Origin of the sequence: Siculibacillus lacustris, from assembly GCF_004328075.1 — a bacterium.
In the GTDB taxonomy this organism is placed as follows: domain Bacteria; phylum Pseudomonadota; class Alphaproteobacteria; order Rhizobiales; family Ancalomicrobiaceae; genus Siculibacillus; species Siculibacillus lacustris.
Map to the genome: position 1 here is coordinate 171,743 of NZ_SJFN01000002.1, position 21,992 is coordinate 193,734.

Annotated in this window: 26 protein-coding genes; 4 read left to right on the plus strand and 22 right to left on the minus strand. The window is 72.7% G+C overall.

All coding sequences use genetic code 11. The features are described from left to right. Nucleotides 1-3: 3 nt before the first annotated feature. From EYW49_RS02135 to EYW49_RS02160, 6 genes are all read right to left on the minus strand, one after another. A complete protein-coding gene (locus EYW49_RS02135) occupies nt 4-342 on the minus strand; it encodes a hypothetical protein (RefSeq protein WP_131305486.1) in 339 nt (112 codons plus the stop codon). 128 nt (nt 343-470) lie between these two features. Beyond that, a complete protein-coding gene (locus tag EYW49_RS02140; RefSeq protein WP_131305489.1) occupies nt 471-1,922 on the minus strand; it encodes a DUF2793 domain-containing protein in 1,452 nt (483 codons plus the stop codon). A 68-nt stretch (nt 1,923-1,990) separates the two neighbouring features. Next, nucleotides 1,991-5,878: a baseplate multidomain protein megatron gene (locus EYW49_RS02145; RefSeq protein WP_131305491.1), complete on the minus strand. Its 3,888-nt coding sequence runs from the start codon at nt 5,876-5,878 to the stop codon at nt 1,991-1,993. 6 nt (nt 5,879-5,884) lie between these two features. After that, nucleotides 5,885-6,376 (minus strand): NlpC/P60 family protein, encoded by a 492-nt coding sequence (locus EYW49_RS02150; protein WP_131305493.1) that lies wholly within the window; start codon nt 6,374-6,376, stop codon nt 5,885-5,887. After that, the gene (locus tag EYW49_RS02155) at nt 6,373-7,251 is read right to left on the minus strand and encodes a DUF2163 domain-containing protein (RefSeq protein WP_131305495.1); all 879 of its coding nucleotides are present in this window, start codon (nt 7,249-7,251) and stop codon (nt 6,373-6,375) included. Before EYW49_RS02155 ends, EYW49_RS02150 begins: the two co-directional genes overlap by 4 nt. Continuing rightward, a complete protein-coding gene (locus EYW49_RS02160; RefSeq protein ID WP_131305497.1) occupies nt 7,248-7,898 on the minus strand; it encodes a DUF2460 domain-containing protein in 651 nt (216 codons plus the stop codon). The genes EYW49_RS02155 and EYW49_RS02160 overlap by 4 nt, the downstream gene beginning before the upstream one ends. Before the next feature lie 85 nt (nt 7,899-7,983). Here EYW49_RS02160 and EYW49_RS02165 point away from each other — a divergent pair, with 85 nt between their 5' ends. Further along, entirely contained in the window at nt 7,984-8,241 is a 258-nt protein-coding gene (locus EYW49_RS02165) for a YdcH family protein (RefSeq protein WP_206365357.1), read from the plus strand. Between the two features lie 23 nt (nt 8,242-8,264). On the opposite strand, the gene EYW49_RS02170 is transcribed toward EYW49_RS02165, so the two are convergent. The 16 genes from EYW49_RS02170 to EYW49_RS02240 form a co-directional block, all read right to left on the minus strand. Next, complete coding sequence (locus EYW49_RS02170) at nt 8,265-8,858, minus strand: phage tail tape measure protein (RefSeq protein WP_131305499.1); 594 nt, start codon at nt 8,856-8,858, stop codon at nt 8,265-8,267. Between the two features lie 116 nt (nt 8,859-8,974). Beyond that, a complete protein-coding gene (locus EYW49_RS02175) occupies nt 8,975-9,436 on the minus strand; it encodes a nuclear transport factor 2 family protein (protein ID WP_131305501.1) in 462 nt (153 codons plus the stop codon). Nucleotides 9,437-9,623: 187 nt separating this feature from the next. Then, nucleotides 9,624-9,785: a phage tail assembly chaperone gene (locus EYW49_RS02180; protein ID WP_131305503.1), complete on the minus strand. Its 162-nt coding sequence runs from the start codon at nt 9,783-9,785 to the stop codon at nt 9,624-9,626. Then, on the minus strand, nt 9,785-10,189 hold the full coding sequence (locus tag EYW49_RS02185) for a gene transfer agent family protein (protein WP_131305505.1): 405 nt from the start codon (nt 10,187-10,189) through the stop codon (nt 9,785-9,787). The genes EYW49_RS02180 and EYW49_RS02185 overlap by 1 nt, the downstream gene beginning before the upstream one ends. Nucleotides 10,190-10,217: 28 nt before the next feature. Beyond that, a complete protein-coding gene (locus tag EYW49_RS02190; protein ID WP_131305507.1) occupies nt 10,218-10,631 on the minus strand; it encodes a phage major tail protein, TP901-1 family in 414 nt (137 codons plus the stop codon). 13 nt (nt 10,632-10,644) lie between these two features. Continuing rightward, nucleotides 10,645-11,064, minus strand: a complete 420-nt coding sequence (locus EYW49_RS02195; RefSeq protein ID WP_228259404.1) for a DUF3168 domain-containing protein — start codon at nt 11,062-11,064, stop codon at nt 10,645-10,647. Next, nucleotides 11,061-11,384, minus strand: coding sequence for a phage head closure protein (locus EYW49_RS23350; RefSeq protein ID WP_228259407.1), 324 nt, complete (start codon nt 11,382-11,384; stop codon nt 11,061-11,063). The genes EYW49_RS02195 and EYW49_RS23350 overlap by 4 nt, the downstream gene beginning before the upstream one ends. Continuing rightward, complete coding sequence (locus EYW49_RS02205) at nt 11,381-11,956, minus strand: head-tail connector protein (protein ID WP_131305511.1); 576 nt, start codon at nt 11,954-11,956, stop codon at nt 11,381-11,383. The genes EYW49_RS23350 and EYW49_RS02205 overlap by 4 nt, the downstream gene beginning before the upstream one ends. Nucleotides 11,957-12,076: 120 nt before the next feature. Beyond that, the gene (locus tag EYW49_RS02210) at nt 12,077-13,384 is read right to left on the minus strand and encodes a phage major capsid protein (protein ID WP_131305513.1); all 1,308 of its coding nucleotides are present in this window, start codon (nt 13,382-13,384) and stop codon (nt 12,077-12,079) included. Between the two features lie 7 nt (nt 13,385-13,391). Continuing rightward, entirely contained in the window at nt 13,392-13,952 is a 561-nt protein-coding gene (locus EYW49_RS02215) for an HK97 family phage prohead protease (protein ID WP_131305515.1), read from the minus strand. Nucleotides 13,953-13,954: 2 nt separating this feature from the next. Further along, the gene (locus EYW49_RS22915) at nt 13,955-14,098 is read right to left on the minus strand and encodes a hypothetical protein (RefSeq protein ID WP_165498101.1); all 144 of its coding nucleotides are present in this window, start codon (nt 14,096-14,098) and stop codon (nt 13,955-13,957) included. Nucleotides 14,099-14,115: 17 nt separating this feature from the next. Continuing rightward, nucleotides 14,116-14,304 (minus strand): hypothetical protein, encoded by a 189-nt coding sequence (locus EYW49_RS02220; protein ID WP_131305517.1) that lies wholly within the window; start codon nt 14,302-14,304, stop codon nt 14,116-14,118. Continuing rightward, a complete protein-coding gene (locus tag EYW49_RS02225; protein ID WP_131305519.1) occupies nt 14,301-15,509 on the minus strand; it encodes a phage portal protein in 1,209 nt (402 codons plus the stop codon). The genes EYW49_RS02220 and EYW49_RS02225 overlap by 4 nt, the downstream gene beginning before the upstream one ends. Before the next feature lie 95 nt (nt 15,510-15,604). Then, nucleotides 15,605-16,936 (minus strand): DNA-packaging protein, encoded by a 1,332-nt coding sequence (locus EYW49_RS02230; RefSeq protein WP_131305521.1) that lies wholly within the window; start codon nt 16,934-16,936, stop codon nt 15,605-15,607. After that, complete coding sequence (locus EYW49_RS02235) at nt 16,881-17,132, minus strand: hypothetical protein (protein WP_131305523.1); 252 nt, start codon at nt 17,130-17,132, stop codon at nt 16,881-16,883. The genes EYW49_RS02230 and EYW49_RS02235 overlap by 56 nt, the downstream gene beginning before the upstream one ends. Nucleotides 17,133-17,697: 565 nt before the next feature. Further along, nucleotides 17,698-18,204 carry a YcgN family cysteine cluster protein gene (locus EYW49_RS02240; protein WP_228259410.1) on the minus strand — a complete coding sequence of 169 codons (507 nt, stop codon included), beginning with the start codon at nt 18,202-18,204 and terminating at the stop codon, nt 17,698-17,700. A 293-nt stretch (nt 18,205-18,497) separates the two neighbouring features. On the opposite strand from EYW49_RS02240, the gene EYW49_RS02245 reads away from it, so the two are divergent. The 3 genes from EYW49_RS02245 (at nt 18,498) to EYW49_RS02255 (ending at nt 21,988) form a co-directional block, all read left to right on the plus strand. Continuing rightward, nucleotides 18,498-20,690 carry a transglycosylase domain-containing protein gene (locus EYW49_RS02245; RefSeq protein WP_131305683.1) on the plus strand — a complete coding sequence of 731 codons (2,193 nt, stop codon included), beginning with the start codon at nt 18,498-18,500 and terminating at the stop codon, nt 20,688-20,690. Nucleotides 20,691-20,867: 177 nt separating this feature from the next. After that, entirely contained in the window at nt 20,868-21,437 is a 570-nt protein-coding gene (locus tag EYW49_RS02250; RefSeq protein WP_131305527.1) for a DUF1214 domain-containing protein, read from the plus strand. After that, complete coding sequence (locus EYW49_RS02255) at nt 21,434-21,988, plus strand: DUF1254 domain-containing protein (protein ID WP_131305529.1); 555 nt, start codon at nt 21,434-21,436, stop codon at nt 21,986-21,988. Before EYW49_RS02250 ends, EYW49_RS02255 begins: the two co-directional genes overlap by 4 nt. The last annotated feature ends 4 nt before the right edge of the window (nt 21,989-21,992 follow it).

Here is a 21,992-nt window from a genome sequence, read left to right on the forward strand (position 1 = left end):
GGCTCACTCCGTCAACAGGATGACTTCGACCGTGCCGGCGGCGAGACCGGCGGCGAGGCCGGTCGAGCCGGTCGACCAGATGCGGCGCACGGCGATCGCCTCGTAGCCGACGACGCCGGCCGGCACGGAGAGGGGAACGGCGCCGGCGAGGCCGTCGTCGGCGTTCTTGATCGGCGTCACCAGGAGCGTGATCTTGCCGCCGGTGCCGTTCCAGACACGCAGCGCCTTGGCGCAGACCGGCAGGTCGACGGTGTCGGAAAGCGCGAGGGTGGTGAGCGTCGTGGCCTCGACCGCCGGCGTCTCGCGGGTCGGCGACGTCGACCCGAAACGATCTTCCGTCATGCTGATGTCCTCCGGACAGGGGGGCTCGCGTGCGCGGCCCGCGGGATCTTCCCACCCGATTTCGGGGATCGGCGTCGCCTCGGGCGGCAGGGGCGGCGACGTCGGGGCGGCATCGACCGCCCGGCGCGTCAACTCGGTCTGGCGTCGCGCGGGCGATCCGCCGCGGCGGCGGCTTCCAGCGCCCGCACCCGCGCCCGCAGCGCGCGGAGCTCGGCCCACAGCACCGGGATCAGCTGATCCGGCCGCAGCCACTGGCGGCTCTGCGGATCGGCCTTGTCGTCGAGGCCCCAGGCGCCGAACTCGACGTCGAGGGCGTCCATCGCCGCCTTGAGGTCCTGGGCGCGGAAGCCGGCATGCAGGCGGACGCCCGGACGCGGTACGTCGCGATGGGTCGGAGCGAGGATCGGCGAGCCGTCGTCGTTGCGACCGATCGGCGCTTCACCGGTCTCGACCACGTCGATGCCGCCGATCCGCCAGCGGAACAGGATCGGATCGACGGCGTCGATCAGATTTCCGGCGATCGCACCGAGACCGCCGACGATGATCTTGTCGCGGGCGTCCGAGGTGTTGATGGTGCCGTTGGCAGCGTAGATGGTCGCCCAGCGCAGGGCGGCGGTGCCGAGGGTCAGGCTGTTGTCGACATCGGGGGCGGTGGTGCCGCCCAACGCGATCGGCGTCGCCGCGGTGCGCCAGGAGCGCAGGCCGACGGCGCCGCCATAGGGCTGGAACATCCAGTTGCCCTTGACATTGGCCTGATCGGCGACCTCGACGAGGAAGGTGTTGTAGGCCTGCTGGGCGAAGACCACGCGGGTCGCCTGCGACCCGTCGGCGTTGTTCCAGACGTTGAAACGGGCCGTCTGCGCGTAGGCGGTGTTGCCGGCGGGATTGTCGACGGTCAACCAGTCGGTCGGGGTGCCGCGGCCGAAGGCGCATTTGCCGGTCGCCCGGTCGATGGTCAGCGCGCTCCGCCAGACCGATCCGTCGCTCGACACCTTGACGTGGAGATCGTCGTCGCCGGCGAGCCCGATCTCGGCGCGACCGGAAAAGGCGTCCTGGAACAGCAGCGAGGCGGTGCGGGCGGCGGCGTCCTTGGAGAGGACGAAGCGCAGATCGCCGCTGCCGCCGCTCGCCGTCGGCTCGGCCTCGAACAGGGCGGCGGGGGCGCGCACGTGCAGGCGGTTGACCGCATCGGGGGTGGTGCCGATGCCGACGCCGGCGAGGTTGCCGAAGGTCGCGACCAACTCGTGGGTCGGCACCCAGGTGGTGCCGGTCCACACCACCGCGCGGTGTTCGTCGGCGACCCACAGCTGCCAGCCGAGGGCCGGCACGAGGAAGTCCCAGGCGCCGCCGTCCCAGACCGCGACGGCGCCGACGCGGCCGGCCCAGGCGCCGGTCGGCGACGACCCGACGATCCAGGCGGCGCCGTCGTCGGGGGCGGCGGGCGGCGTGCCGGAGCCGCGCCCGGCGACCACCGGCTGGACCAGGGCGTCGAGGCGGCGCAGTGTCTCGTTGTGGGTGACGTGTTTCTGGGCCTGGGCCGCTTCGATGACGGGCAGGCCGAGACGCGGGGTGGTCGACATGGCATCGAACTCCGGCGGCGACCGGCGAGGCCGGCGCGGGGTGGCGGGCAAGCGAGGCGGGAGGCCGCTCAGAGGCGCAGGGCGCGGCGGGCGGGAATGCCGGGGCCGAGGCTCGCGGCGCACTGGGCGACGCTGACCACGACGTCGGCGAGATCGGCACCGAGCGCGGCGTCGCGATCGGCGCGGGTCCAGGTCCAGGTCGGTGTGGCGACGTCGACGCGGCGCAGGACGGTTCCGGCGCGGGCGATCTCCAGCCGGTAGGCTTCCGGCGGATCGACCTCGGGCACTTCCTCGAGGACCCAGGAATCGGCGGCGGCGGCGCGGCTGCGGCGCACCCAGGCGAACACCAGATCGCCGCCGGTCGCCGCTCCGGTCACCCCGAGATGGGCCGGGCTCCACGGCTTCAGCCCGCGGGCCTGCGGCGTGACCCGGAGCTCGATGGTGCCGGACGCGGTGTAGTCGCGATCGGCGGCGCCGATGCGGAGCGTGATCTCGCGGCCGACGTCGTCGGGGCGGGTCGGCAGCAGGGCGAGCGCCGCGTCGAGGACCACGAAGGCGGCCCCGGCGGGGATCGACGCGATCCCGTCCCAGGCGTCGTCCGAGCCGCCCTGACGACGCAGCAGATCGCCGAGGCGCCAGGTCGCCGGGCCGATCAGCTCGGCGGCGGCGTATTGCAGGATCTCCCAGGCGCCATTGGGTGAGCGCACAGCGGCGCGGCCGGCGCCGTCGAGGACGGCGGCGCGGCCGGACGACGCCAGCGTGCCGCCGGCGAGGCGGACGTCGAGGATCGTGGCGCGATCCCACAGGGCGGTCGGGCCGGGGGCGAGATCGGTCACGGTCTCGCCCAGGGTCGCCGGACGGTCGAGGGCGGCGACGAGGTCGTAGCCGCCGTCGGCGAGCCGGCGCCACACCGCGAGGGACCCCGGCCAGGGTGCGGCGAAGGCGGCGAGATAGGGTCGGTGGGCATTCGCATCGGCGTCGGCATGGGGGATGTCGAGGACATGGACGACCGGGTCGGCGCGGGCGATCGGCAACTCGCCGCCGCGCCGGCGGGTCACCGCGCGGACCGGGCCGTAGAGCTCGGGATCGAGGCTGCGGGCCTCGACGGCGCGGTGGGCGCCGTCGGTCAGGCTCTCGATCAGCAGCCGCTCGGTGCGGTCGGCGACGACGAGATCGACGACGTCTCCGGGCTCCAGCGCGATGCGGGTCGGGTCGAGGGCGAAGCGGCCGACGGTGCGGCTCGCCCACAGGTCGGCGAGCCAGGCGTCGGCGACCCCGACCATCGCCTCGATCGGCGCGACCACCGCCAGATCGGCGTCGGAGGTGCGATGGGCCGCGCCGGCGAGGCGGCGCGAGGTGACGGTGGTGCGGCGATGGTCGAGCAGCGCATCGGAGAAGGTCACCGCGACCTCGTGCGGCAGTTCGGATTCCTGCCCGCGGCGCAGTTCGACGAGATGGGTCGCACCGGTGTCGACGAGATCGTCGACGGTCAGGGTCATGACCGGGCGGCGGGCCCGACCGGCGAAGCGGATCGCCGTGCCGGAGTCGACGGCGTCGATGCCGAAGGCGGCGAGCAGCGGCTCCAGCGCCTCGCGCGCCGACATCCGGCGATCGATGTAGACACCGTCGAGATGGCCGGCCACGGCCCGAAAGGCGACGTCGGCAAAGCCGTGATCGGCGAGGATCGCGCCGATCGCCGCCTCGAGCGAGCAACCGCCGAGGCGACCGTTGAGCCAATGGCCGGTGGCCCAGGATGCCCCGTCCGACCACACGTCGAGGGCGGTCGGAAAGGCCGGGAAGGGCCGCGCGTCCCAGGTCCACAGATGAATGCCGTCGAGATCGACCATCGGCCCGCCGTAGACCGGTGAGAGCGGATTGGCGGCGGGGTCGCGGGCCGGGTCCCAGGCGTCGATCACCGCCTCGAGGGTGCGGCGCTGCTGCAGATCGTCGCGGCTCCCGATCGAGAACCACGGCACGCCGCCCTCCGAAGAGCGCGGATCGGGGAAGACGTTGGGCTGATCGGCGCCGAGATCGACCGCCGGGCAGCCGAGTTCGGTCAGCCAGATCGGCTTGGCGCCGGGCACCCAGGCGGTGGGCGTGGGGCGTTCGACGCCGCCGACCCGGTCGAAATGGCGGTTCTCCCACCAGCTGCGCAGGTCCTTGGCGCGCCACACCCAGGGCTTGGCCGTGGCGCCGTCGGCGATCGGCGTGCGAACTTGGGCGCGGCGGGCGGCGTCGCTCGCATAGTACCAGTCCCAGTCCTCGCCGCCGGTCACGCCGGCGCGCAGATAGGCGAGATCGGTCGGCAGATCGGCGATCGCCCGGTCGAGATGGGGGCCGGGCCGCCAGTCGGCGAGCGGGGCGTAGAAGTCGATGCCGACGACGTCGACCGCCGGGCTCGCCCACAGCGGATCGAGGTGGAAGGTCAGATCGCCCGAGCCGTCGGCCGGACGGTGGCCGTTCCATTCGCTCCAGTCGGCGCCATAGGTGAGGCGGGTCGAAGGTCCGAGCACGGCGCGGACGTCGGCGGCGAGCGCCACCAGGGCGGCGACGTGGGGGTGACCGCCGGCGGCGTCGCGCACGGCGTTGAGCGCCACCCATTCCGAGCCGAGCAGGAAGGCGTCGACGCCGCCGGCGGCGAGCGCCAGATGGGCGTGGTGGAGGATCATGCGGCGCAGCGACCACTCCGCCGGACCGGTATAGACCACCGCCCCGTCGGCGACCGCGAAGTCGGCGGGCCGGGCGGTGCCGACGAAGGCGGCGATCTGGGCTGTGGCAGTGGCGCTGCGGTCGACGGTGCCGACCCGGCCCGGCGCCGGGTCGCAGGTGATGCGGCCGCGCCAGGGGAAGGCGGCCTGCTCGGCGCCGCCCCAGGGATCGGAGAGGCCGTTGCCGGCCGGAACATCCATCGACACGAAGGGATAGAGCAGGACCTCGAGGCCGCGGCCGCGGATCTCGCGGATCGCCTCGATCACACTGGCGTCTGCCGGGGTGCCGCCGAAGGCGGCGCGGCCGTCGATCTGCGTCACTTCCCGCGCCTCGGCGCGGGTCAGACCGGCCACCGACCAGACGAGCGGCGCGGTGGTCTTGTCGGCGGCGTCGACCCCGGGGCGCAGGCGACAATGGCCGGCGCGCAGGTCGTCGCCGAACCAGGTCACCACCAGAGCGATGCGGCGCAGGTTGGGACAGAGCTCGCAGAGTTCGTCGAGAGAGGCGAGGAAATCGGTGGCGGCGGCGACGGTGTGGCGGTTCTCGCTCGCCGCGGCGCCGATCCCGGTGGTGCGGGTGACCGGGGTGGTGGCATAGCCGAACTCGGTGCCGCCGGGGATCATGGTGACGGCGCGGACCCGCGCTTCGAGCGTGTCGACGACGCGGATCACCTCGAAGGTCAGTTGCGGAATGCGGTTGCCCCAGGGCTCGAGCGGCAGGCGCTCGAACACCACATAGGCGAGGCCGCGATAGGCCGGCACTTCGCCGCCCTGGCGAGCGAGGATCAGCGGATCGGGCGCCTGGGTCTCGGTTCCGGGGTAGACGCGCCAGGTGATCGCGGTCAGATCGAGGGCGGTGCCGTCGGCCCACACCCGCGAGATCCGGGCGATCGGGCCCTCGCACAGGCCGACCGCGAAATTGGCGTAGTAGCGATAGCTGCGGGTCGAGACGCCGCCCTTGCCGCCCGACGACGAGCGCACCACGGTCTCCTCGTGGCGGGTCGCCCAGATCACCTGACCGGCGATGCGGACGCGGCCGTAGACGCGGGGAATCGGTTCGCCCTCGGTGGAGCTCTGGACGTCGAGATCGGAAAGCCGCGGGCCGGTCACCGACATCGTCGAGCGGATCAGCGTGCGGTCGATCACCGCGCCGGCGACGCCGCCCAGCGCCTGACCGATCGCGGCACCGACGCCACCGAGCGCGCCGCCGAGGGCGCTACCGGCGGCGGCGAGAAGCAGGGTGGCCATCGTGGATCACTCCGAAGCGGGGGCGCCGGTGTCCCCCGGCGCGAGGCCGGGGAAGGCGAAGGCGGCGGCGAGGCGGCGGCGCCACCAGGGGCCGAGCGGGCTCTCGACCACCGCGGCACCGTCATAGGCGTGGACGAAGCGGTCGGGGGCGCCGAGGATGCCGGCGTGTTTGGCCGGCAGGTCGGGGCGCCAGCGGAACAGCAGGACGTCGCCGGGCAGAATCGCGGCGAGCGGTACCGCCACGAGATGGCGGCGGCCGGCGTCGATCAGCCGTTCGGCGCGCGAGGCCTCGGCCCAGTCGGGGCCGTAGGCTTCGACCGCTTCGGGCTCGGCGCCGTAGAATTCGCGCCACAGGCCGCGGACGAGGCCGAGGCAGTCGCAGCCGACGCCTTCGAGGGAAGCCTGATGGACATAGGGCGTGCCGATCCAGCGGCGCGCCGCGGCGACGATGCGGGCGCGGTCGAAGGGCGCAGCGAGAGGACGCGGGGACTCGGTCACGGCACCAGCGCTCCGCCATCGGTGATCATGCCGGCGTCCGGCGAGGCCACCAGGAAGTCGTTGCCGGGAATATGGGGAAAGCCGCGGAAGGCGCGGGCGTTGGAAAAGCGGTCGCGGCAGGTCTCGAAGCGCTTGTCGCAGCCCTCCGACACGGTGACGGCGTCGCCGACGGCGAGCGCCGCGCTCGGCGTCTGCCACAGTTCCAGCGTCACCTCGCCCGCGTCGACCCGGTGGACCTTGACCTCCACCGCCAGACCGGCACAGGCGCCGGAGGCGACGCGCAGCAGGCCGCGATCGAGGGCGCCTTCGGCCACGCCGGCAAGCCCGGCGACGGCGATGCGGCGGCGATCGATGACGCGCGTGACGGTGCCGGCGCGGGCGATCGGCGCGACGCCGCAACGGGCGTCGCCGAGGTCGGCGTCGCAGCGGTGCTGGAACAGGCGGCCGCCGGTCTCGTCGAGGCGATGGGCGAGCGAGCGGATCTCGGCGCGGAAGGCGCCGTCGAGACGGGTGATCTCGCCGAGGCTGCCGCGGCGCAGGCGCAGGCGCCGGCTCGGATCGCTCCAGTCGACGAGATCGATCTCGACCGCGGCGGCGTCGAACAGGCCCGCCTCGATGTCGGTGGCGGTGAGGGTCGGCGACGACAGGGCGCCGTCGACCTCGAGGCCGCCGACCGACAGATCGGCGCGGGCCACGGCTTCCGACGCGGTGAAGCCGGTCGCCGCCTCGTGGGTGACGCCTCCGAAAACCAGCGGACGGTCGTGATCGGTGAAGCCGAGGACGCGGCCGTCGGCGAGGATCAGGCGCCAGCAGGTGGCGAGCGTGGTGACGCCGCCGGCGAGGGTGGCGGCGAGCTCGGGCGCGACGGTCTTCACGGGCGGATCTCCACCAGCGGAATGGACGGAATCTCGCCGGCCAGGAAGGCGGCGAGGTCGACGCGAATCTCGTCGGTGTCGAAACGCACCGGCACCAGGAACTCGAAACCGGCGGTGATCGCCACGCCGGCCGGCGGCACCGCGGCACCGGCGAAAGTCACCAGGCCGCCGATCGCCGCGACCGCGAAATCGATGCCGGCGCGCCGCTCGACGCCGGCGACCGCGACCCGCACCGAGGCGGCGAGCGGTCGCTCGATCGCCCGGCTCCAGGCGCGGGCGCCGTCACCGTAGCGCTTGGCGAGCGCGAAGGCCGTGGTGACGCCGTCGCCGGTGCCGAGCGGCTGGTCGAGCGGCGTCGGCGCGCGCGACGGCGGGCCGGAGCGATGGTCGACCGGATCGCGGTAGAGGAAGCCGTGGAGACGGCCGCGCCGGGCTTCGAAGAAGGCGAGAACGGCGTGGAGATCGTCGAGCGAGCGCAGGCCCGAGCCGGCGTCGTAGCGCCGGCGGCTGTCGGCCCAGCGCGCGTTGCGGACCTCGCGGCCGGAGCCGAGGGCGACGATCTCGGTGCGCCGTTCCGGTCCGCCGGCGGCGCGCAGGGCGACGTCGAGGGGGAAGATCACCTCGTCGAAAACGGGGGTTCCGGTCATCGTCACGAACCTCACACACTTTGATCTTCCGCAAGGACGATCACCCACGGTCCGGGTAACGATCGGGTCACGGAGGAAGAGACAAATGATGAGCCTTTCTTCACATGACCTTGTCGAAGAGTTCCCGGGCCAGGCCGAGCAAATTCGGGACCTGGCCGCTGCGGATCTACATTTCTCGAACGCCGTCGCCGCTTACACGGAGGTCAACCGAGAGGTTCTCCGGATCGAGAGCGAGATGGAACCTGCGTCCGACGAGTATTTGGAAACGCTCAAGAAGAAACGGCTGCGGCACCTGGACGAGATCCACGAGAAGCTGCTGCGGCAGAGGCACACCGGAACCTGAGCCCCTCCTCGTTGGGTCCGGTGTCAGAGCCCGCGCCGTCCCCGTCCGACGGCGCGGGCCAACATCCCGGTCACCTGTGCTTCGGCCCGGCGGAAGCTCGCCGCGTCCGGCGTGGTGACGTTGAAGGTGACGTTGGCGCCGGCGCCGTTGCCCTGGGTGGCGATGCCGAGGCGTCCATCGGCGCCACGAGCGAGCGGTAGGATCGCCTCCGGGCCGGCCTCGCCGAGGAGCCCGGTGCGCCCGCCGGTCATCGGGAAATAGGTCGGAGTCGCGACCACGCCGCCACTGGCGAAGGGCACAACGCCGCCGCCGGCGAAGACGCCGCCGCGGGCGAAGCCGAGGGCCGAGCCGAGACTCTTCAACAGCGATCCGGTCCCGCTGGCGATCAGGCTGGTCAGCGGCGACAGCGCCGTGTCGAGGGCCTTGCTCGACAGCCGCTCGGCGATGCCGCGCAGCACCACGTCGAGGGCCTTGCCCTGGACCGCCGCGCCCTTGAAGGCGGCGGTGAGCGAGCGACCGAAGCTCTTGGAGAGACCGTCGAGGCTGCCGAGCGAGACGGCGAGCGACTGCGTGGTGTCGGTGGCGGCGGTGACGTCGCCGCTCTCGGCGTCGGCCATGGCGGACCTCCGGTCGGACGAGTGAACCCGAATGGTGCAGGGACACAGAAAGAGCGCGGCTCGACCTCGATCGAACCGCGCTCCGGACTCCGGCGAGACGCCGTCCCGCGAACCGCTCAGACCTTGAGCGGCGTCGACTGACGGGCGAGCAGCTTCCAGGCGCCCTTGTCGAGCTTCCACACCTGCAGCACGCGGATGTGGGCGGTGCTGGTCTTGCCCTCGGGCAGGTTGTTGACCGAATCGAAGGTGTGGCGGACCAGCGCGTTGTCGCCGACCACGTCGACGATCTGGTCGGACAGCGCCAGGGACTTGAAGGAATTGGTCCCGTCGAGGCTCTTCAGGAACGACTCCTTGGTGTCGAGGTGGCCGTCGGAATGGACGTAGACGAGTTGGTCGAACACCAGCGCGGCGAGCGCCTTGCCGTCGCCGGCGACCATCGCGACGCGCAGCGCTTCGACGGCGGCGGCCACGGCGGCGGCGTCGTCGGCCGCGACGGCCGGGGCGGCGAAGGCGGTGGCGACGAGCGCGGCACCGACCGTCGCCAGGGCGGCGCGGCGGGTCTGTACGATCCGGGTCATGATTGCGATCCTCGTGTGTTTCGATCGGCGGCACGCCCTGGAGGGCTGCGATTGATCGGCGCCGATCTCTCCCCTGTCGGCGGACATCGCCGACGAGGCTCTTATACGGGATCGCCGGTGGCCTGACCAGATCCTGGTATGGTACGAAATGCCATTTTGACGCTGGGTCATGCGAATTCGCATGTCGTCAGGCCGGCGGATCGGGGAAACGACGCATCAGCCGCTCGAAAGCCCCACGATCGGTGGCCGCAGTACCCGGGGCCGGCCCGAGGGCCGCGGCGATTTCACGCGGGGTCAGGGCCCAGAAGGCGGCCGGCGCCAGGCCCCAGCGGGTGAAGGCGAGGCGCATCAGATCGTCCCAGGGGAAGGCGCCGGGCCCCCCGAGACGGCCGGAGGGACGGCCCCGCCCTCCCCTCGGTCGATCGGCGGATCGGCCGGTTGGGGATCGCGGCCGAAGGTCGCGGCGAGGAGCTCGCCGACCACCGCGGCGGCGCCGAGCAGGCCGCCGTCGATCGGCAGCGCCGCGACCTCGGCGTCGGAGATCGCCGTGCCACCGCCGCGCAGGCCGCAGGCGAGCACCCGCAGGATGTCGCGCGCCGACAGCCGCCCCGAGGCGAAGCGCGCCGCGAGGGCCGCGAGATCGTCGACGCCGAAGGCCGTTTCGAGTTCGCACAGTGCGCCGAGGGTCAGGCACAGGACGACCGGACGGCCGTCGACGAGCGCCTCGACCTCGCCGCGACGACGATTGGCCATGGGAGGATCCTCCGATGAGAGGGCGGGATCAGTGGGCGGTGAAGACCAGGGCGCCGGCCGATTCGAGGGTCAGCTCGAAGGTCATCTCGCCGTCGTGGTCGCCGGCGAATTCGAGCGCGGTGATCTGGAACGGCCCTTGGACGGTGCCGAAGTCGGGCAGCACCACCTGCCAGTCGCGCGCGGCACCGGCGAAGAAGGTGCCGCGGACGCTGGCGTCGGAAGCCGCGTCGCGGAACACGCCGGCGCCGGAGACATGGGCGCGGCGCACGCCGGCGCCGGCCAGGAGCTCGCGCCAGCGGTCGGGGCTGTCGGCGGTGGTGACGTCGACGGTGTCGGAGGAGAAGGCGAGGCGGCGGGCGCGCAGGCCGGCGACGGTGACGAAGCTGCCGGCACCGGTGTCGTCGAGTTTCAGCAAGAGGTCCTTGCCGCGTTGGATGGCCATGGCGGGCTCCCGGTCAGGGGTCGGTTGCGAGCGGTTCGGTGAGGGCGACGAAGCGCAGCAGCACCTCGGCGGTGGTGCGGTCCTTGAGCAGCCGGCTCTCCAGGCCCTCGCGGGCGAGGCCGACCAGCCGGTGGCCGGCGAGGCTCAGGCCGGGCGCCAACAGTGCGCGTTCGACCGCGGCGGCGAGGCCGGAGGCTTCGCCGCGCCCGCCGGCCCGCGACAGGATCCGCAGCGTCAGACGATGCTCGTCCAGTGGCGCGTCGAGACCGGAGCGGTCGCGGCTGGTGATCGCGTCGACCACCAGATGGGGAAAGGCGGCGTCGCGGGGTGGGGCGTCGAAGACGCGGCCGGCGAGCGGCGGCGCGGCGAGGCCAGCGTCGGCGCGCAGGCGGGCGAGGATCACCGTCAGGAGAGCATGGGCCGCGGTGGTCACGGAGTCTCCTCCTCGGCGAGGATCGCCAGTCGGCGGCGGCGTTGATCGAGATCGCGCACCGCCAGGATGCGGAAGATGCGGGTGCCGCGGCGCAGCCGGTCGGCACTGGTCAGGTCGTCGCGCCAGCGGCATTCGATCCGCCAGCCGGTGCGACCGGCGAGCGCGGCGCCGCGCTCGGCCTCGCCGTCGGAGGTGGGCGACAGGGCGGCCCACAGGGTCGCGGCGGCGGTCCAGGCGACGGTGCCGTCGGCGGCGGTCGCGGCGCGTTCGAGGACGAGGCGGCTGCGCAGAGCGGCGATGGAGGCGGGCGCGAGGGTCACGTCAGCCTCCGGATCCGATGCGGGGCGACCAGCGCCTCGAAGGCGTCGGCGATCGACGAAGGCACCACGCCATAGGCGTAGCCCTCGCGGTTCTCGTACCAGCGCGCCACCAGGATCATGATCGCCAGACGCAGCGGCTGCGGCACGTCGATGCCGGAGGGTCCGTAGCCGGCGACCAGATCGATCTCCAGGCCGTTCATCCGGCGCAGGCGCGCCGGCGGCGGCGTGGTGAAGACGAGGCGGGCGGGCACGCTCGCCGCATCGAGGGTCCAGGCGGCGGGCGGCAAGGTCTCGGGGCGGCCGTCGGCGTCGTAGACGACGATCTCGGCGATCGAGCGCACCGGCGCCACCGGCAAGGTCAGGCGCCCGTCGCCGGGCCAGTCGTCGCGCCACACTCGCCAGGTCTGGTCGATCAGGACACGGCGGATCGCCGTCTCCACCTGCATCCGCGCCGCGGTGATCATCGCGGCGAGGTAGTCGTCGTCGTCGCCGGAGTCGATCCGCAGATGGGCCTTGGCCTCGGCGAGCAACACCGGCTCGAGGGCCGGCGGGGTGATCAGGAGCACGGGCATGGGAGCTCTCGGGTCGGGAGGGGGCGGCCCGGTGGCGGGGGAGGCGCGCCACCGGGCCGCATCGGCGACGACGGACTTCGGGACCGACGGCGGCAGGACGGGCGTCCGCCGGACCCGGTCTCAGGCCGTGCCGAACTTCAGGAGCTTGATCGCGTCGAAGTCCTGGACGCCGCCGCCGACCCGTTTGGTGGTGTAGAACAGCACGTAGGGCTTGGCGGAGAAGGGATCGCGCAGGACGCGCACCCCCAGCCGGTCGACCACCAGATAGCCGCGGCGGAAGTCGCCGAAGGCGATCGGGCAGGCATCGGCGGCGATCGCCGGCATGTCCTCGGCCTCGACGACGGGGAAGTTCATCAGCGTCGCCTGGGCGCCGGCCGAGGCCGGCGGCTGCCAGAGATAGTTGCCCTGGCCGTCCTTGAGCTTGCGGATCTCGGCTTGGGTCTTGCGGTTCATCACCCAGGCGGCGTTCTGGCGGTAGCCGGCCTTCACCGCATAGACCAGATCGACCAGCTTGTCGGAGGGGTTGCTGGTCGGCAGCGCCCCGGCGGCGCCGGTGACCAGATAGCCGAGCTTGCCCCACACCCAGCTCGCCGCGGCGACCCGGTCATAGGCCATGAAGCCCTTGGGCTGGGTGGAACCGTCGCCATTGACGAAGGCGGCGCCCTCCTGCTCGGCGAAGGCCTGCTGGACCTCCTCGGCGATCCAGCTCTCGACGTCGATCGCCGCGTCGTCGAGCAGCGCGGCGGTCGCCGACGGCATGGCGTAGAGCTCCATGGTCGGGAACGACAGCTGCTGCAGCTGCGGGGTCGCGGTCTGCGGCCGCGCCGCGGTCTCGCCGACCCAGCCGACGGCCGGGCCGGTCGCCGAGAAGGGCTTGGCGAAGACCGCACCGGAGACCTGGCGGTTGCCGGCGATGGCGCGGATCGGCGAGATCTGCGCCAGCCGCAGCGTCACTTCGCGTTCGAGCTCGGTCGGCACCAGATAGCCGCCGTCGGTGCCCGAGCCGATCGACAGGGCCTTCTCCTCGAGCGGCCGCAGGCCCTGGCTGGCGCCGGTGCGGACGTAGCTCTCGAAGGCGGCGCGGTGTTCCGGCGCCAGCGGCGACGCGGCGCGGGTCTCGCGGCCGAGGTGCGGCCGGGCGGCGTCGAGGGCGCGGCGATCGGCGCGCCGGCGGTCCTCGTCGAGGGCGCGGTCCATGCGGGCGAGTTTCTCGTCGAGGAGCGGATCGGCGTGACCGCGCTTCTCGATTTCGGCGAGGCGGCGGTCGTTGTCGGCGCGATAGGTCTCGAAGGTCCGCAGGAATTCCTCGAAGGCGGAATCGAGGGCGCCGGGCGAGGGCTCGGCGGACTTGATCTCGGGCGCCGCGACGGCGTCGCCGGAGAATTCGCAGGCCGCGAGAGCCTCGCGGGAGATCGGGGTGTCGGTCATGGGATGGTCACCTCGTGGTGCGGATGAGGGCGGTGGCCCGGCGGATGGTGGCGAGGAGGTGGGCGCGCGCCCGCGGGTCCGCGCCGGCGGTCTCGACCGCGGCGATGCGGGCTTCGGGCTGCATCGGGAAGGTCACCAGCGAGATCTCCCAGAGGTCGATCTCGGTCAGGCGGCGGATGCCCGACTTGCGGTCGCGCGCGCCGCGCACGGCGCGGAAGCCGATCGACAGGCCGTCGAGGACGCCGGCGCGCATCAGCGTCGCGGCTTCGCGGCCACGGGCCAGCCCGTCGAGCAGGCGGCCGCGGACGAACAGGCCGCGGGCGTCCTCGCGGACCTCCAGCCAGCGACCGATCGGCTCGGCCGGGTCGTGATGCCACAGCATCTTGACCCCGGCGGCGCCGCGGCGGGCGAGCGAGGCGAGGAAGGCGCCGCGCTCGACCACGTCGTGGGCGAGGTCCTCGGCGCCGAACACGCAGGCGTGGCCGGAGAAGGTGCCGTCGGCGGCGACGGCGTCGACCTCGCCGGCGAGGCGTTTGACTTCAGGCGCGGCGAGCGGCAGGAGCGGCATGGTCAGACCTCGCGGGAAACGGAGCGCTCGGGCCGCGGCAGACGCGCGGCGAGGCGGTCGACGAAACGGGCGAAGACCTCGCGGTGATCGGCCGTCGGGCGGGCGGCGAGCGGGGTGGCGCAGAGACGCGCGATCCATTCGGTCATGGCGGAGCCTCGGAGGATCAGTCGGGATCGGCGAACAGCCGTTCGAGCCGGGCGATCTCGGTGACGAAGTCGTTGAACCGGCGGTTGGAGGCGGCGAGTTCGCGCAGCGCCCAGACCAGCAGGGCGGAGGCGCCGGACGCCCACAGGAACAGGGCGAGATGGGCGAGATCGCCGCGTTCGGCGAAGACGGCGGCGAGATCGCTCATCGCGGGCCGCCCGGATCGGCGGGCGCGGCCGGGCCGTAGCCGACCGCGGCGCGCTTCTCGTCGGTGGTGAGGAAGTCGGCGGTGCCGACCCGGGTCCACACCGCCTCGCGCTCGACGGCGAGGGCGGCGACCGCATCGGTGTCCCAGCCGAGCCGCAGCGCGTCGCCCCACACGGGAGCGAGCCAGGCCTCGAGGGCGGCGGCGGTGCGGGCGACCAGCGGCAGCACGGTGAGCCGCCAGAAGGCGCGGTTGGCCTCGACGTAGTTGGCGTAGGTGTTGTCGCCGGGAATGCCGAGCATCATCGGCGGCACCCCGAAGGCGAGGCAGATCTCGCGGGCGGCTTCGCGCTTGGCCTCGATGAAGTCCATCTCCTTCGGGGAGTAGCCCATCGCCTTCCAGTCGAGCCCGCCCTCGAGCAGCAGCGGCCGGCCGGCGTTGGCCGCGCCCTGGAAGCCGTCCTCGAGTTCGCGCTTGAGGCGTTCGAACTGCTCGTCGGAGAGATTGGCGCCGCCGTCGGCGCGATAGACCAGGGCGCCGGAGGGCCGCGCGGAATTGTCGAGCAGCGCCTTGGTCCAGGCGGAGGCCTGGTTGTGGATGTCGAGGCCGATCTGGGCGGCCTCGAGCGGGGCGAGGCCGTAGTGATCGTTGAGCGGGTGGAAGGTCTTCAGCTGGAGGATCGGTCGCGGCCCGTCGCCGTCGGCGCGGAAGCGCAAGGTGCGCTCGCCGACGCCGTAGTCCCAGGCCTCGGGCCAGCCGTCGGGGCCGGGCACCACCTTCATGCGGTCGGGGCGCAGCGCATAGAGTTCGCGCGGGACCCCGTCGACCGCCACCAGCTCGATCCAGGCGTTGCCGGCGACCAGCAGGTGGCCGTAGACCTCCTCGAGGAAGGTCGGGCCGGCCTGATGGGCATTGGGGCGGGCGAGCAGGGCGAGCAGCGGATGGGTGGTCAGCTCGCGATCGTCCTCGTAGAGCAGCCACGGCACCGAGGCGGCGGCCTCGCCGACCAGCCGCACCGCGCGGTGGACGACCGGATTGCGGACATAGCCTTCGCGGGCGAGCGCGGCGTAGTCGCGCGGCGTCCACACCGGCCGGCCCTGGGAGGCCCAGGCGAGGAGCGGGCCGACCCGCGAGGCCTTGGTCTCGGACACGGGCGGTCGACCGGCGGCGGGTCGGACCCGATGCCGGAGGCGGGAGAGGAGGGACATGGGCGGAGGTCCTCGGGGGGGCGTGGTGTGCCTGGAGGCAGGGTGCAGGGTCGTAGGGTGCATGGAGCGCAGCGACTTGCACCGCGGCGGTGGCGTCACAGTCCGCGCACCTTCGGCCGGCCGCGGCCCTTGAGCATCAGGGCGGTGAGCGCCCAGACCAAGGCGTCGAGGCGGTCGGGCGAGCGGCCGGACGACAGACCCTGGGGGCCGAAGTCGCAGAGCTCGTCCTCGAGTTCGGGGAAGGGGCCGACGTGGCGGACCCGACCCTGGGCGTAGAGGGCGGCGATCGGCTCGGCGCGCAGCCATTTGCCCCGCGTCGCCCGGACCGCCTCGATCGCCACGCCGGGCTCGATCTCGCGCAGCACCGCCTCGACCATCTCGCCGCCCTGATTGACCTCGACCACCAGAGCGTCGGCGTCGAGGGTCTCGTGCAGGGCCAGCGCGCGCGCCGCCCATTCGCTCGGACGCAGGCCGCGGGCCGAGGCATCGGCGAGCACATGGGCCACGCCGTCCTCGCCGAGGCCGGCGGCGACGATGCCGCAGGCGTCGGCGCTGGCCCCCGAGGTCGCCGGCGGATCGACCGCGACGACGATGCGGGTCATGGGCGGGGCGACGTCGAGGCGGCCGCGCTCGATCTCGTCGCGGCGCCACAGGGCGTCGTCGCGATCCTCGATCAGCTCGCCGTCGAGTTCCTGGCGGCCGAGGCGGGTGCCCTGGTAGCGGCCGACCACCGCGTCGAGGAAGCGCGGCGCGAGGTTCCAGGCATTGGCGCGGGTCGAGGCGCGCGACACCGCACAGGCGGGATCGCCGACCAGCCGCTTGACCAGCGCCACCGGGCGCGGCGTGGTGGTGGCGACCTGGCGGGGGCGGTCGCCCAGGCGCAATCCGAATTGCAACATGTCCCAGACCTCCTCGGCATGGCGCCATTTGGCGATCTCGTCGGCCCAGGCGATCTCGAACTGGGGGCCGCGCAGGGCTTCCGGGTCTTCCGACGAAAAGGCCTGGGCGACGGCGCCGTTCGGCCATTCGAGCCGGCGCAGTGACGATTTCCATTGCGGCCGCTCGGCGCGGCGGTGGATCCGCAGCAGGCCGGAGACGCCTTCGATCATCACGTCGCGCACGTCGGCATGGGTCTCGCCGACCAGGGCGATGCGCCCGGCCGGTCGGTCGGCGAAGGGCGGGCGGCCCAGCGCCATGGCCTTGACCCATTCGGCGCCGGCGCGGGTCTTGCCGGCACCGCGGCCGCCGAGCAGCAGCCAGGTGGTCCAGTCGCCGTCGGGCGGCAACTGGTCCGGGCGGGCCCAGATCGACCAGTCGTCGCGCAGGCGTTCGCGCTCGGCGGCGGTCAGCGCCAGCACGGCGCGGTCGAGTTCAGTCCGTTCGTCGCAGGCTCTCAAGGCGGCGCGCAAGATCGAGGCGGAACTCATCGATGTCGGGCTCCGCTGCGGTCGGGTCGCGACCGGCCTGTTTCTCCAGGCCGATCAGGAGTTCGAGGGTGCGGGCCAGCGCCCCGAGGGTGCGGGCGTCCTTCTCCTCGAGGCTCGGCGGCGCGGCGCCGTCGAAGCGGCGTTCGATCTCGGCGATCTGCCGCTCGACCGCCCGGAACAGCCGCTCGACCAGCACGCCGCGGTCGAGCGCCGGGGCGGCCGGCGGGGTCGCGGCGGTCCCGCGGCGGCGGCGGCGCGGCCAGTCCTCGCGACGGATGCGGGCATAGATCAGCGCGGCGGTGACGCCGTAGACCTCGGCGATGGCGCCGACCGCCAGGGCCGAGCCCTCGTAGGCGCGCGGATCTCCGCCCAGGGCGGCGACGCGGGCGCGGGTCGCGCGACCGGCGGCGCGGCGGATGCGGACGAAGTGTCGGTCAAGACGCGCCCCCCGTGGGACGAGGACGAAGGGCCCGACGGCGACGGGCGATGCCGCGCGGCCGAGGAGCCTCGGGCAATGGGACGTCGACGGACGGAATGGGGTTTGAACGAACGCGGGTCGGGCGGCGGGGCCGGGAGGGCGGCGACCCTCCCCGGGCGGGGTGATCGGCGCCGGGGCGGCCGGGCTTCACCGACACCACTGCGATCGTGAGGAAAGAGTGCCGAAGCAACGTACGGTCGTCAAGAAAAAGCGACCGAAGTCAGGAATATTTTCCTGAACCGGTCGCCGAGATTCGTTCAACCCTTTGATTTCACGACGCTCGTCACGAACGCGGCGGCAGCGTCGTACCGTCGGGAACGAGGCCCGGCCAGTCGACGAGGTGATCCTCGAGGCGATCCTCGGGGACATCCACTTCCGATATCACCCGGTTGCGGATCGAGATGCCGGCGGCGTGGACGGTGTCGGGATCGCCGGAGACCAGCGGGTGCCACCACATCAGGTCGCGACCGCCGGCGATCAGGCGATAGCCGCAGGTCGGCGGCAGCCAGGTGTAGGTCTGCGAGACCACTTCGTCGGGATCGAGCTCGATGCAGTCGGGCACGAAATCGTGGCGATTCGGATAGGAGCTGCAGCAGGCAGAGGCGTGGTCGAGCAGGCGGCAGGCGACGTTGGTCCAGTAGATCTCGCCGGTCTCCTCGTCCTCGAGCTTGTTGAGGCAGCAGCGGCCGCAGCGGTCGCACAGGCTCTCCCACTCGTCGCGGTCGAGCTCCTCCAGGCGCTTGGTGCGCCAGAACGGCAAGGGCTCGGCAGGGGATTCGAAGTCGTCCAAGGCGGGAACTCCCGGTTTTGCGGCGCGGCGAAGGATCGATCGGTCGAAGCTCTCGACCCGGACATGGGCTTTGCTTAAACTCCCGTCAACCATGCGGCCCGCGTCCCTCGCCTGGGCGGGGGGCGCGAAGGCCGGCAACCGACGGATCCGAACCCTTGTCCGACCCGACCCCGAGCCCCGACGACGCAGACGGCCGGCCGCCCGCCGGCGACGATCCGTCCGCGACGCCGGCCGTTCCGACGCCCGATCCGGCGCCGCCGCGGCCGAGTTTCGGGGCGCGGCTGAAGCGGCGGATGCTGATCGTCGACGCCTGGGTCGACACCACGGTCTATCGCGCCTTCGTCGGTTCGGTCGAGCGCTATCGGCGGCTGTCGCTGGCGATGCGGGCGTTCCGCCTGCGCGGGATCTCGCGATTCGCCGTCGAGATCCTCGACGACGCGGTGACCTTCGGGGCCGCCGGGGCGGTGTTGGCGCTGGCGCTGGCCGTGCCGGCCTTCGAGGTGACCCGCCACGACTGGCGCAAGAACGCCGACTATGCGGTCAATTTCCTCGACCGCTACGGCAACGAGATCGGCCGGCGCGGCATCGTGCTCAACGACACGGTGCCGCTCGAGGCCTTCCCCGATCATCTGATCAAGGCGCTGCTGGCCACCGAGGACCGGCGCTTCTTCGAGCATTTCGGCATCGACGTGATCGGCACGGCGCGCGCCGTGGTCGCCAACCTGCGCCACAAGACGGTGGTCCAGGGCGGCTCGTCGCTGACCCAGCAGCTCGCCAAGAACCTGTTCCTCACCAACGAGCGGTCGATCGAGCGCAAGATCAAGGAAGCCTTCCTGGCGATGTGGATCGAGACCCACATGACCAAGCGGGAGATCCTCAAGCTCTATCTCGACCGCGCCTACATGGGCGGCGGCAATTTCGGGGTGGCGGCGGCGAGCGACTTCTACTTCGGCAAGTCGGTGCGCGACATCGACCTGTCGGAAGCGGCGATGCTCGCCGGCCTGTTCAAGGCGCCGACCAAATACGCCCCCCACGCCAACCTGCCGGCGGCGCGGGCGCGGGCCAACGACGTGCTGTCGAACATGGTGGCGGCGGGTTTCCTGACCGAGGGCCAGGTGATCGGCGCGCGGCGGCGGCCGGCCAAGCCGATCGACCGGGCGCGGACCTATTCGCCGGACTATTTCCTCGACTACGCCTTCGACCAGCTCGAGGAGATGGCGCCGGCCGATCATACGCTCACCGTGCGCACCACCATCGACATCGGCATCCAGAAGAAGGCCGAAGAGGCGATCGAGAACCAGTTGCGCCAGCGCGGCGAGGAACTCGACATCAGCCAGGCGGCGGCGGTGGTGCTGGAGCCCAACGGCGCGGTGCGGGCGATGGTCGGCGGCCGCGACTATTCGACCAGCCAGTTCAACCGGGCGACCGACGCGGCGCGCCAGCCGGGCTCGTCGTTCAAGCCCTACGTCTACACCGCGGCGCTGCTGGCCGGAAAGACGCCGACCAGCGTGGTCACCGACCAGCCGGTGTGCATCGGCAACTGGTGCCCGAAGAACTACGGCGGCGGCTATTACGGCCGGGTCACCCTGCTCGAGGCGATCGCCCGCTCGCTCAACTCGATTCCGGTTCAATTGGCCCAGCAGATCGGTCGCGAGCGGGTGGCGGCGGTGGCGCGGATGTTCGGCATCGATCTGCCGGTCAAGCCGGACTGGCCCTTCGTGATCGGTTCGGTCGAGGTCCACATGATCGACCACGCCGCCGGCTATGCGGTGTTCGCCAGCGGCGGCCTGAAGGTGACGCCCTTCGCGATCGAACAGATCGCCACCTCCAAGGGCGAGGTCCTGTGGGAGCGGTCGAAGAACCTGCCGCCGCCGGAACGGATCTTCCCGGCCGACAAGATGACCGAGATCACCTCGATGCTCTACAACGCGGTCGAGACCGGCACCGGCCGCAACGCCAAACTCGACGGCGTGCCGGCCGGCGGCAAGACCGGCACCACCTCGGATTCGCGCGACGCGTGGTTCTGCGGCTTCACCGGCAACTACGTCGGGGTGGTGTGGGTCGGCAACGACGACTACCGGCCGATGGAGCGGGTCACCGGCGGCATGGTGCCGGCGCCGATCTGGCACGACATCATGACCTACGCCCATCAGAACATCGACCTGAAGCAGGCTTCCGGCATGCCGCCGCCGAAACGCGGCGCACCGGCGGTGGCGGCGGGCGATCGGCCGCCGTCGGGCGGTCTCGCCGACGTCGCTGCGGCGGCCGGGGCCCAACGTCCGAAGCCGCTGTCGGCCAAGGCGATCGGCGCCCTGACCGACCTCGAAGGGCGCCTCAAGGCCGCCCCGAGCCTGCCGGCCCCGGCCGCACCCACGGCCCCGGCGCTGCGCACCGGGCTGGTGCCGCTCGGCGGCGAGGGCGGCGGCCTGACCCGATTGGCGGCCCACGGCGACGGCCTGACGGCGATCGGCGGCGCAGCCCGCTGACCGGGGGAGCGCTCGCGATGCGCGGTCCCTGCGAAGTCCGGCGCCGCCGCCATTGACGGCGCGCGCCGGGGCGCCGAGGATCCGGCAGCCGCGACGGCGTCGATTCCGCGCGCCGGTGTCGTCCTTCCCCTCCTGCCGCGCCGAGGGCGCGGCGTCGGCCGCATCGGACCGCTGACCTTGCGATTCTTCGTGCTGATCCTCCTGCCGCCGATCGTCGCGCTCGCTCTGGGGCTCGGCTCGGCGTGGTACATGATCTCGGCGCCGCATTACGGCACCGTCGCCTTCGGCGCGTGGCGGCTGAACCTGCCGGTCGACGCCGAAACCGTCGATCCCTATACCCGCGCCCGCATCGCCCGCACCGGCGAGATCGTCTCGGGCGCCGGCGAAGGCTTGGTGTTCCGCGCGACGCAGGACGACGCCGGCCACGGCCTCGATGCGCGCTGCGACTACGCGGTCGCCGGATCGATGCCCTCGGCGCGGCTGTGGACCCTGTCGGTGCTCGATCCCCAGGGCCGCCTGCCGGCCAACCCGATCGGCCGCACCCATGTTCACGGCCGCGAGGTGACGCGGGCCCCCGACGGCACCTTCGAAGTGATGGTCTCGGCCGAGGCCCGTCCGGGCCTGTGGCTGCCGGGACCGGCGAGCGGCGCGCCGACCCTGGTGCTGCGCCTCTACGACACGCCGGTGGCCGCCGGCACCGATACGCCGGCCGACCTGCCGCACGTGATCCGACGGGGGTGCCGATGATCCGTCTCCTGGTCGGCCTGATCGGCGCCGTGTTGCTGGCCGGCATCGTCCACATCGTCACGGTGTTCGGGGTGCCGCGCTACGCGGTCGCCGACCCCTGGGCGGAGATCGCCGCCTTCGGCGCCGACGGGGTGTTCCGCCGCCTGCCGCCGGCCGAACCGGGCAAGGCCACCGCCCTGCCCGGCCTCGATCCGGCGATGCGCCATGCGATCTGCCGCTTCACCCTCGACGGCGGCCCGGTGCGGATCAAGGCGACCCCCGGCGACGGCTATTGGATCCTCGAGCTCTACGACCGGCGCGGCCTGCCGGTCTACGGCATCGACGACCGCGCCGCTTCGCAGAAGGCGGTCGACGTGCTGATCGCCACCGCGTCCCAAGTGGCGCGGCTGCGCGAGAACCCGCCCGAGGAACTCGACGACATCGTGGTGGTCGATTGGAAGGACCGCGGCGGCTTCGCGCTGCTGAAGATCTTCGTGCCGCTCGCCTCGCAGGCCGCCGAGATCGATGCGGCGCTGGCCACCGCCGAATGCCGGACCACCGTACTGCCGTGAGGCC

Bases quoted from the DNA above. Each gene is read 5' to 3' on its own strand.
- EYW49_RS02140 (WP_131305489.1), bottom strand. From the start codon at position 1,922: ATGTCGACCACCCCGCGTCTCGGCCTGCCCGTCATCGAAGCGGCCCAG.
- EYW49_RS02205 (WP_131305511.1), bottom strand. From the start codon at position 11,956: ATGCCCGTGCTCCTGATCACCCCGCCGGCCCTCGAGCCGGTGTTGCTC.
- EYW49_RS02225 (WP_131305519.1), bottom strand. From the start codon at position 15,509: ATGTCCCTCCTCTCCCGCCTCCGGCATCGGGTCCGACCCGCCGCCGGT.
- EYW49_RS02170 (WP_131305499.1), bottom strand. From the start codon at position 8,858: ATGGCCGACGCCGAGAGCGGCGACGTCACCGCCGCCACCGACACCACG.
- EYW49_RS02175 (WP_131305501.1), bottom strand. From the start codon at position 9,436: ATGACCCGGATCGTACAGACCCGCCGCGCCGCCCTGGCGACGGTCGGT.
- EYW49_RS02180 (WP_131305503.1), bottom strand. From the start codon at position 9,785: ATGCGCCTCGCCTTCACCCGCTGGGGCCTGGCGCCGGCCGCCTTCTGG.
- EYW49_RS02165 (WP_206365357.1), top strand. From the start codon at position 7,984: ATGATGAGCCTTTCTTCACATGACCTTGTCGAAGAGTTCCCGGGCCAG.
- EYW49_RS02230 (WP_131305521.1), bottom strand. From the start codon at position 16,936: ATGAGTTCCGCCTCGATCTTGCGCGCCGCCTTGAGAGCCTGCGACGAA.
- EYW49_RS22915 (WP_165498101.1), bottom strand. From the start codon at position 14,098: ATGACCGAATGGATCGCGCGTCTCTGCGCCACCCCGCTCGCCGCCCGC.
- EYW49_RS02210 (WP_131305513.1), bottom strand. From the start codon at position 13,384: ATGACCGACACCCCGATCTCCCGCGAGGCTCTCGCGGCCTGCGAATTC.
- EYW49_RS02220 (WP_131305517.1), bottom strand. From the start codon at position 14,304: ATGAGCGATCTCGCCGCCGTCTTCGCCGAACGCGGCGATCTCGCCCAT.
- EYW49_RS02160 (WP_131305497.1), bottom strand. From the start codon at position 7,898: ATGACCGGAACCCCCGTTTTCGACGAGGTGATCTTCCCCCTCGACGTC.
- EYW49_RS02145 (WP_131305491.1), bottom strand. From the start codon at position 5,878: ATGGCCACCCTGCTTCTCGCCGCCGCCGGTAGCGCCCTCGGCGGCGCG.
- EYW49_RS02135 (WP_131305486.1), bottom strand. From the start codon at position 342: ATGACGGAAGATCGTTTCGGGTCGACGTCGCCGACCCGCGAGACGCCG.
- EYW49_RS02215 (WP_131305515.1), bottom strand. From the start codon at position 13,952: ATGCCGCTCCTGCCGCTCGCCGCGCCTGAAGTCAAACGCCTCGCCGGC.
- EYW49_RS02255 (WP_131305529.1), top strand. From the start codon at position 21,434: ATGATCCGTCTCCTGGTCGGCCTGATCGGCGCCGTGTTGCTGGCCGGC.
- EYW49_RS02245 (WP_131305683.1), top strand. From the start codon at position 18,498: ATGCTGATCGTCGACGCCTGGGTCGACACCACGGTCTATCGCGCCTTC.
- EYW49_RS02190 (WP_131305507.1), bottom strand. From the start codon at position 10,631: ATGGCCATCCAACGCGGCAAGGACCTCTTGCTGAAACTCGACGACACC.
- EYW49_RS02185 (WP_131305505.1), bottom strand. From the start codon at position 10,189: ATGGCCAATCGTCGTCGCGGCGAGGTCGAGGCGCTCGTCGACGGCCGT.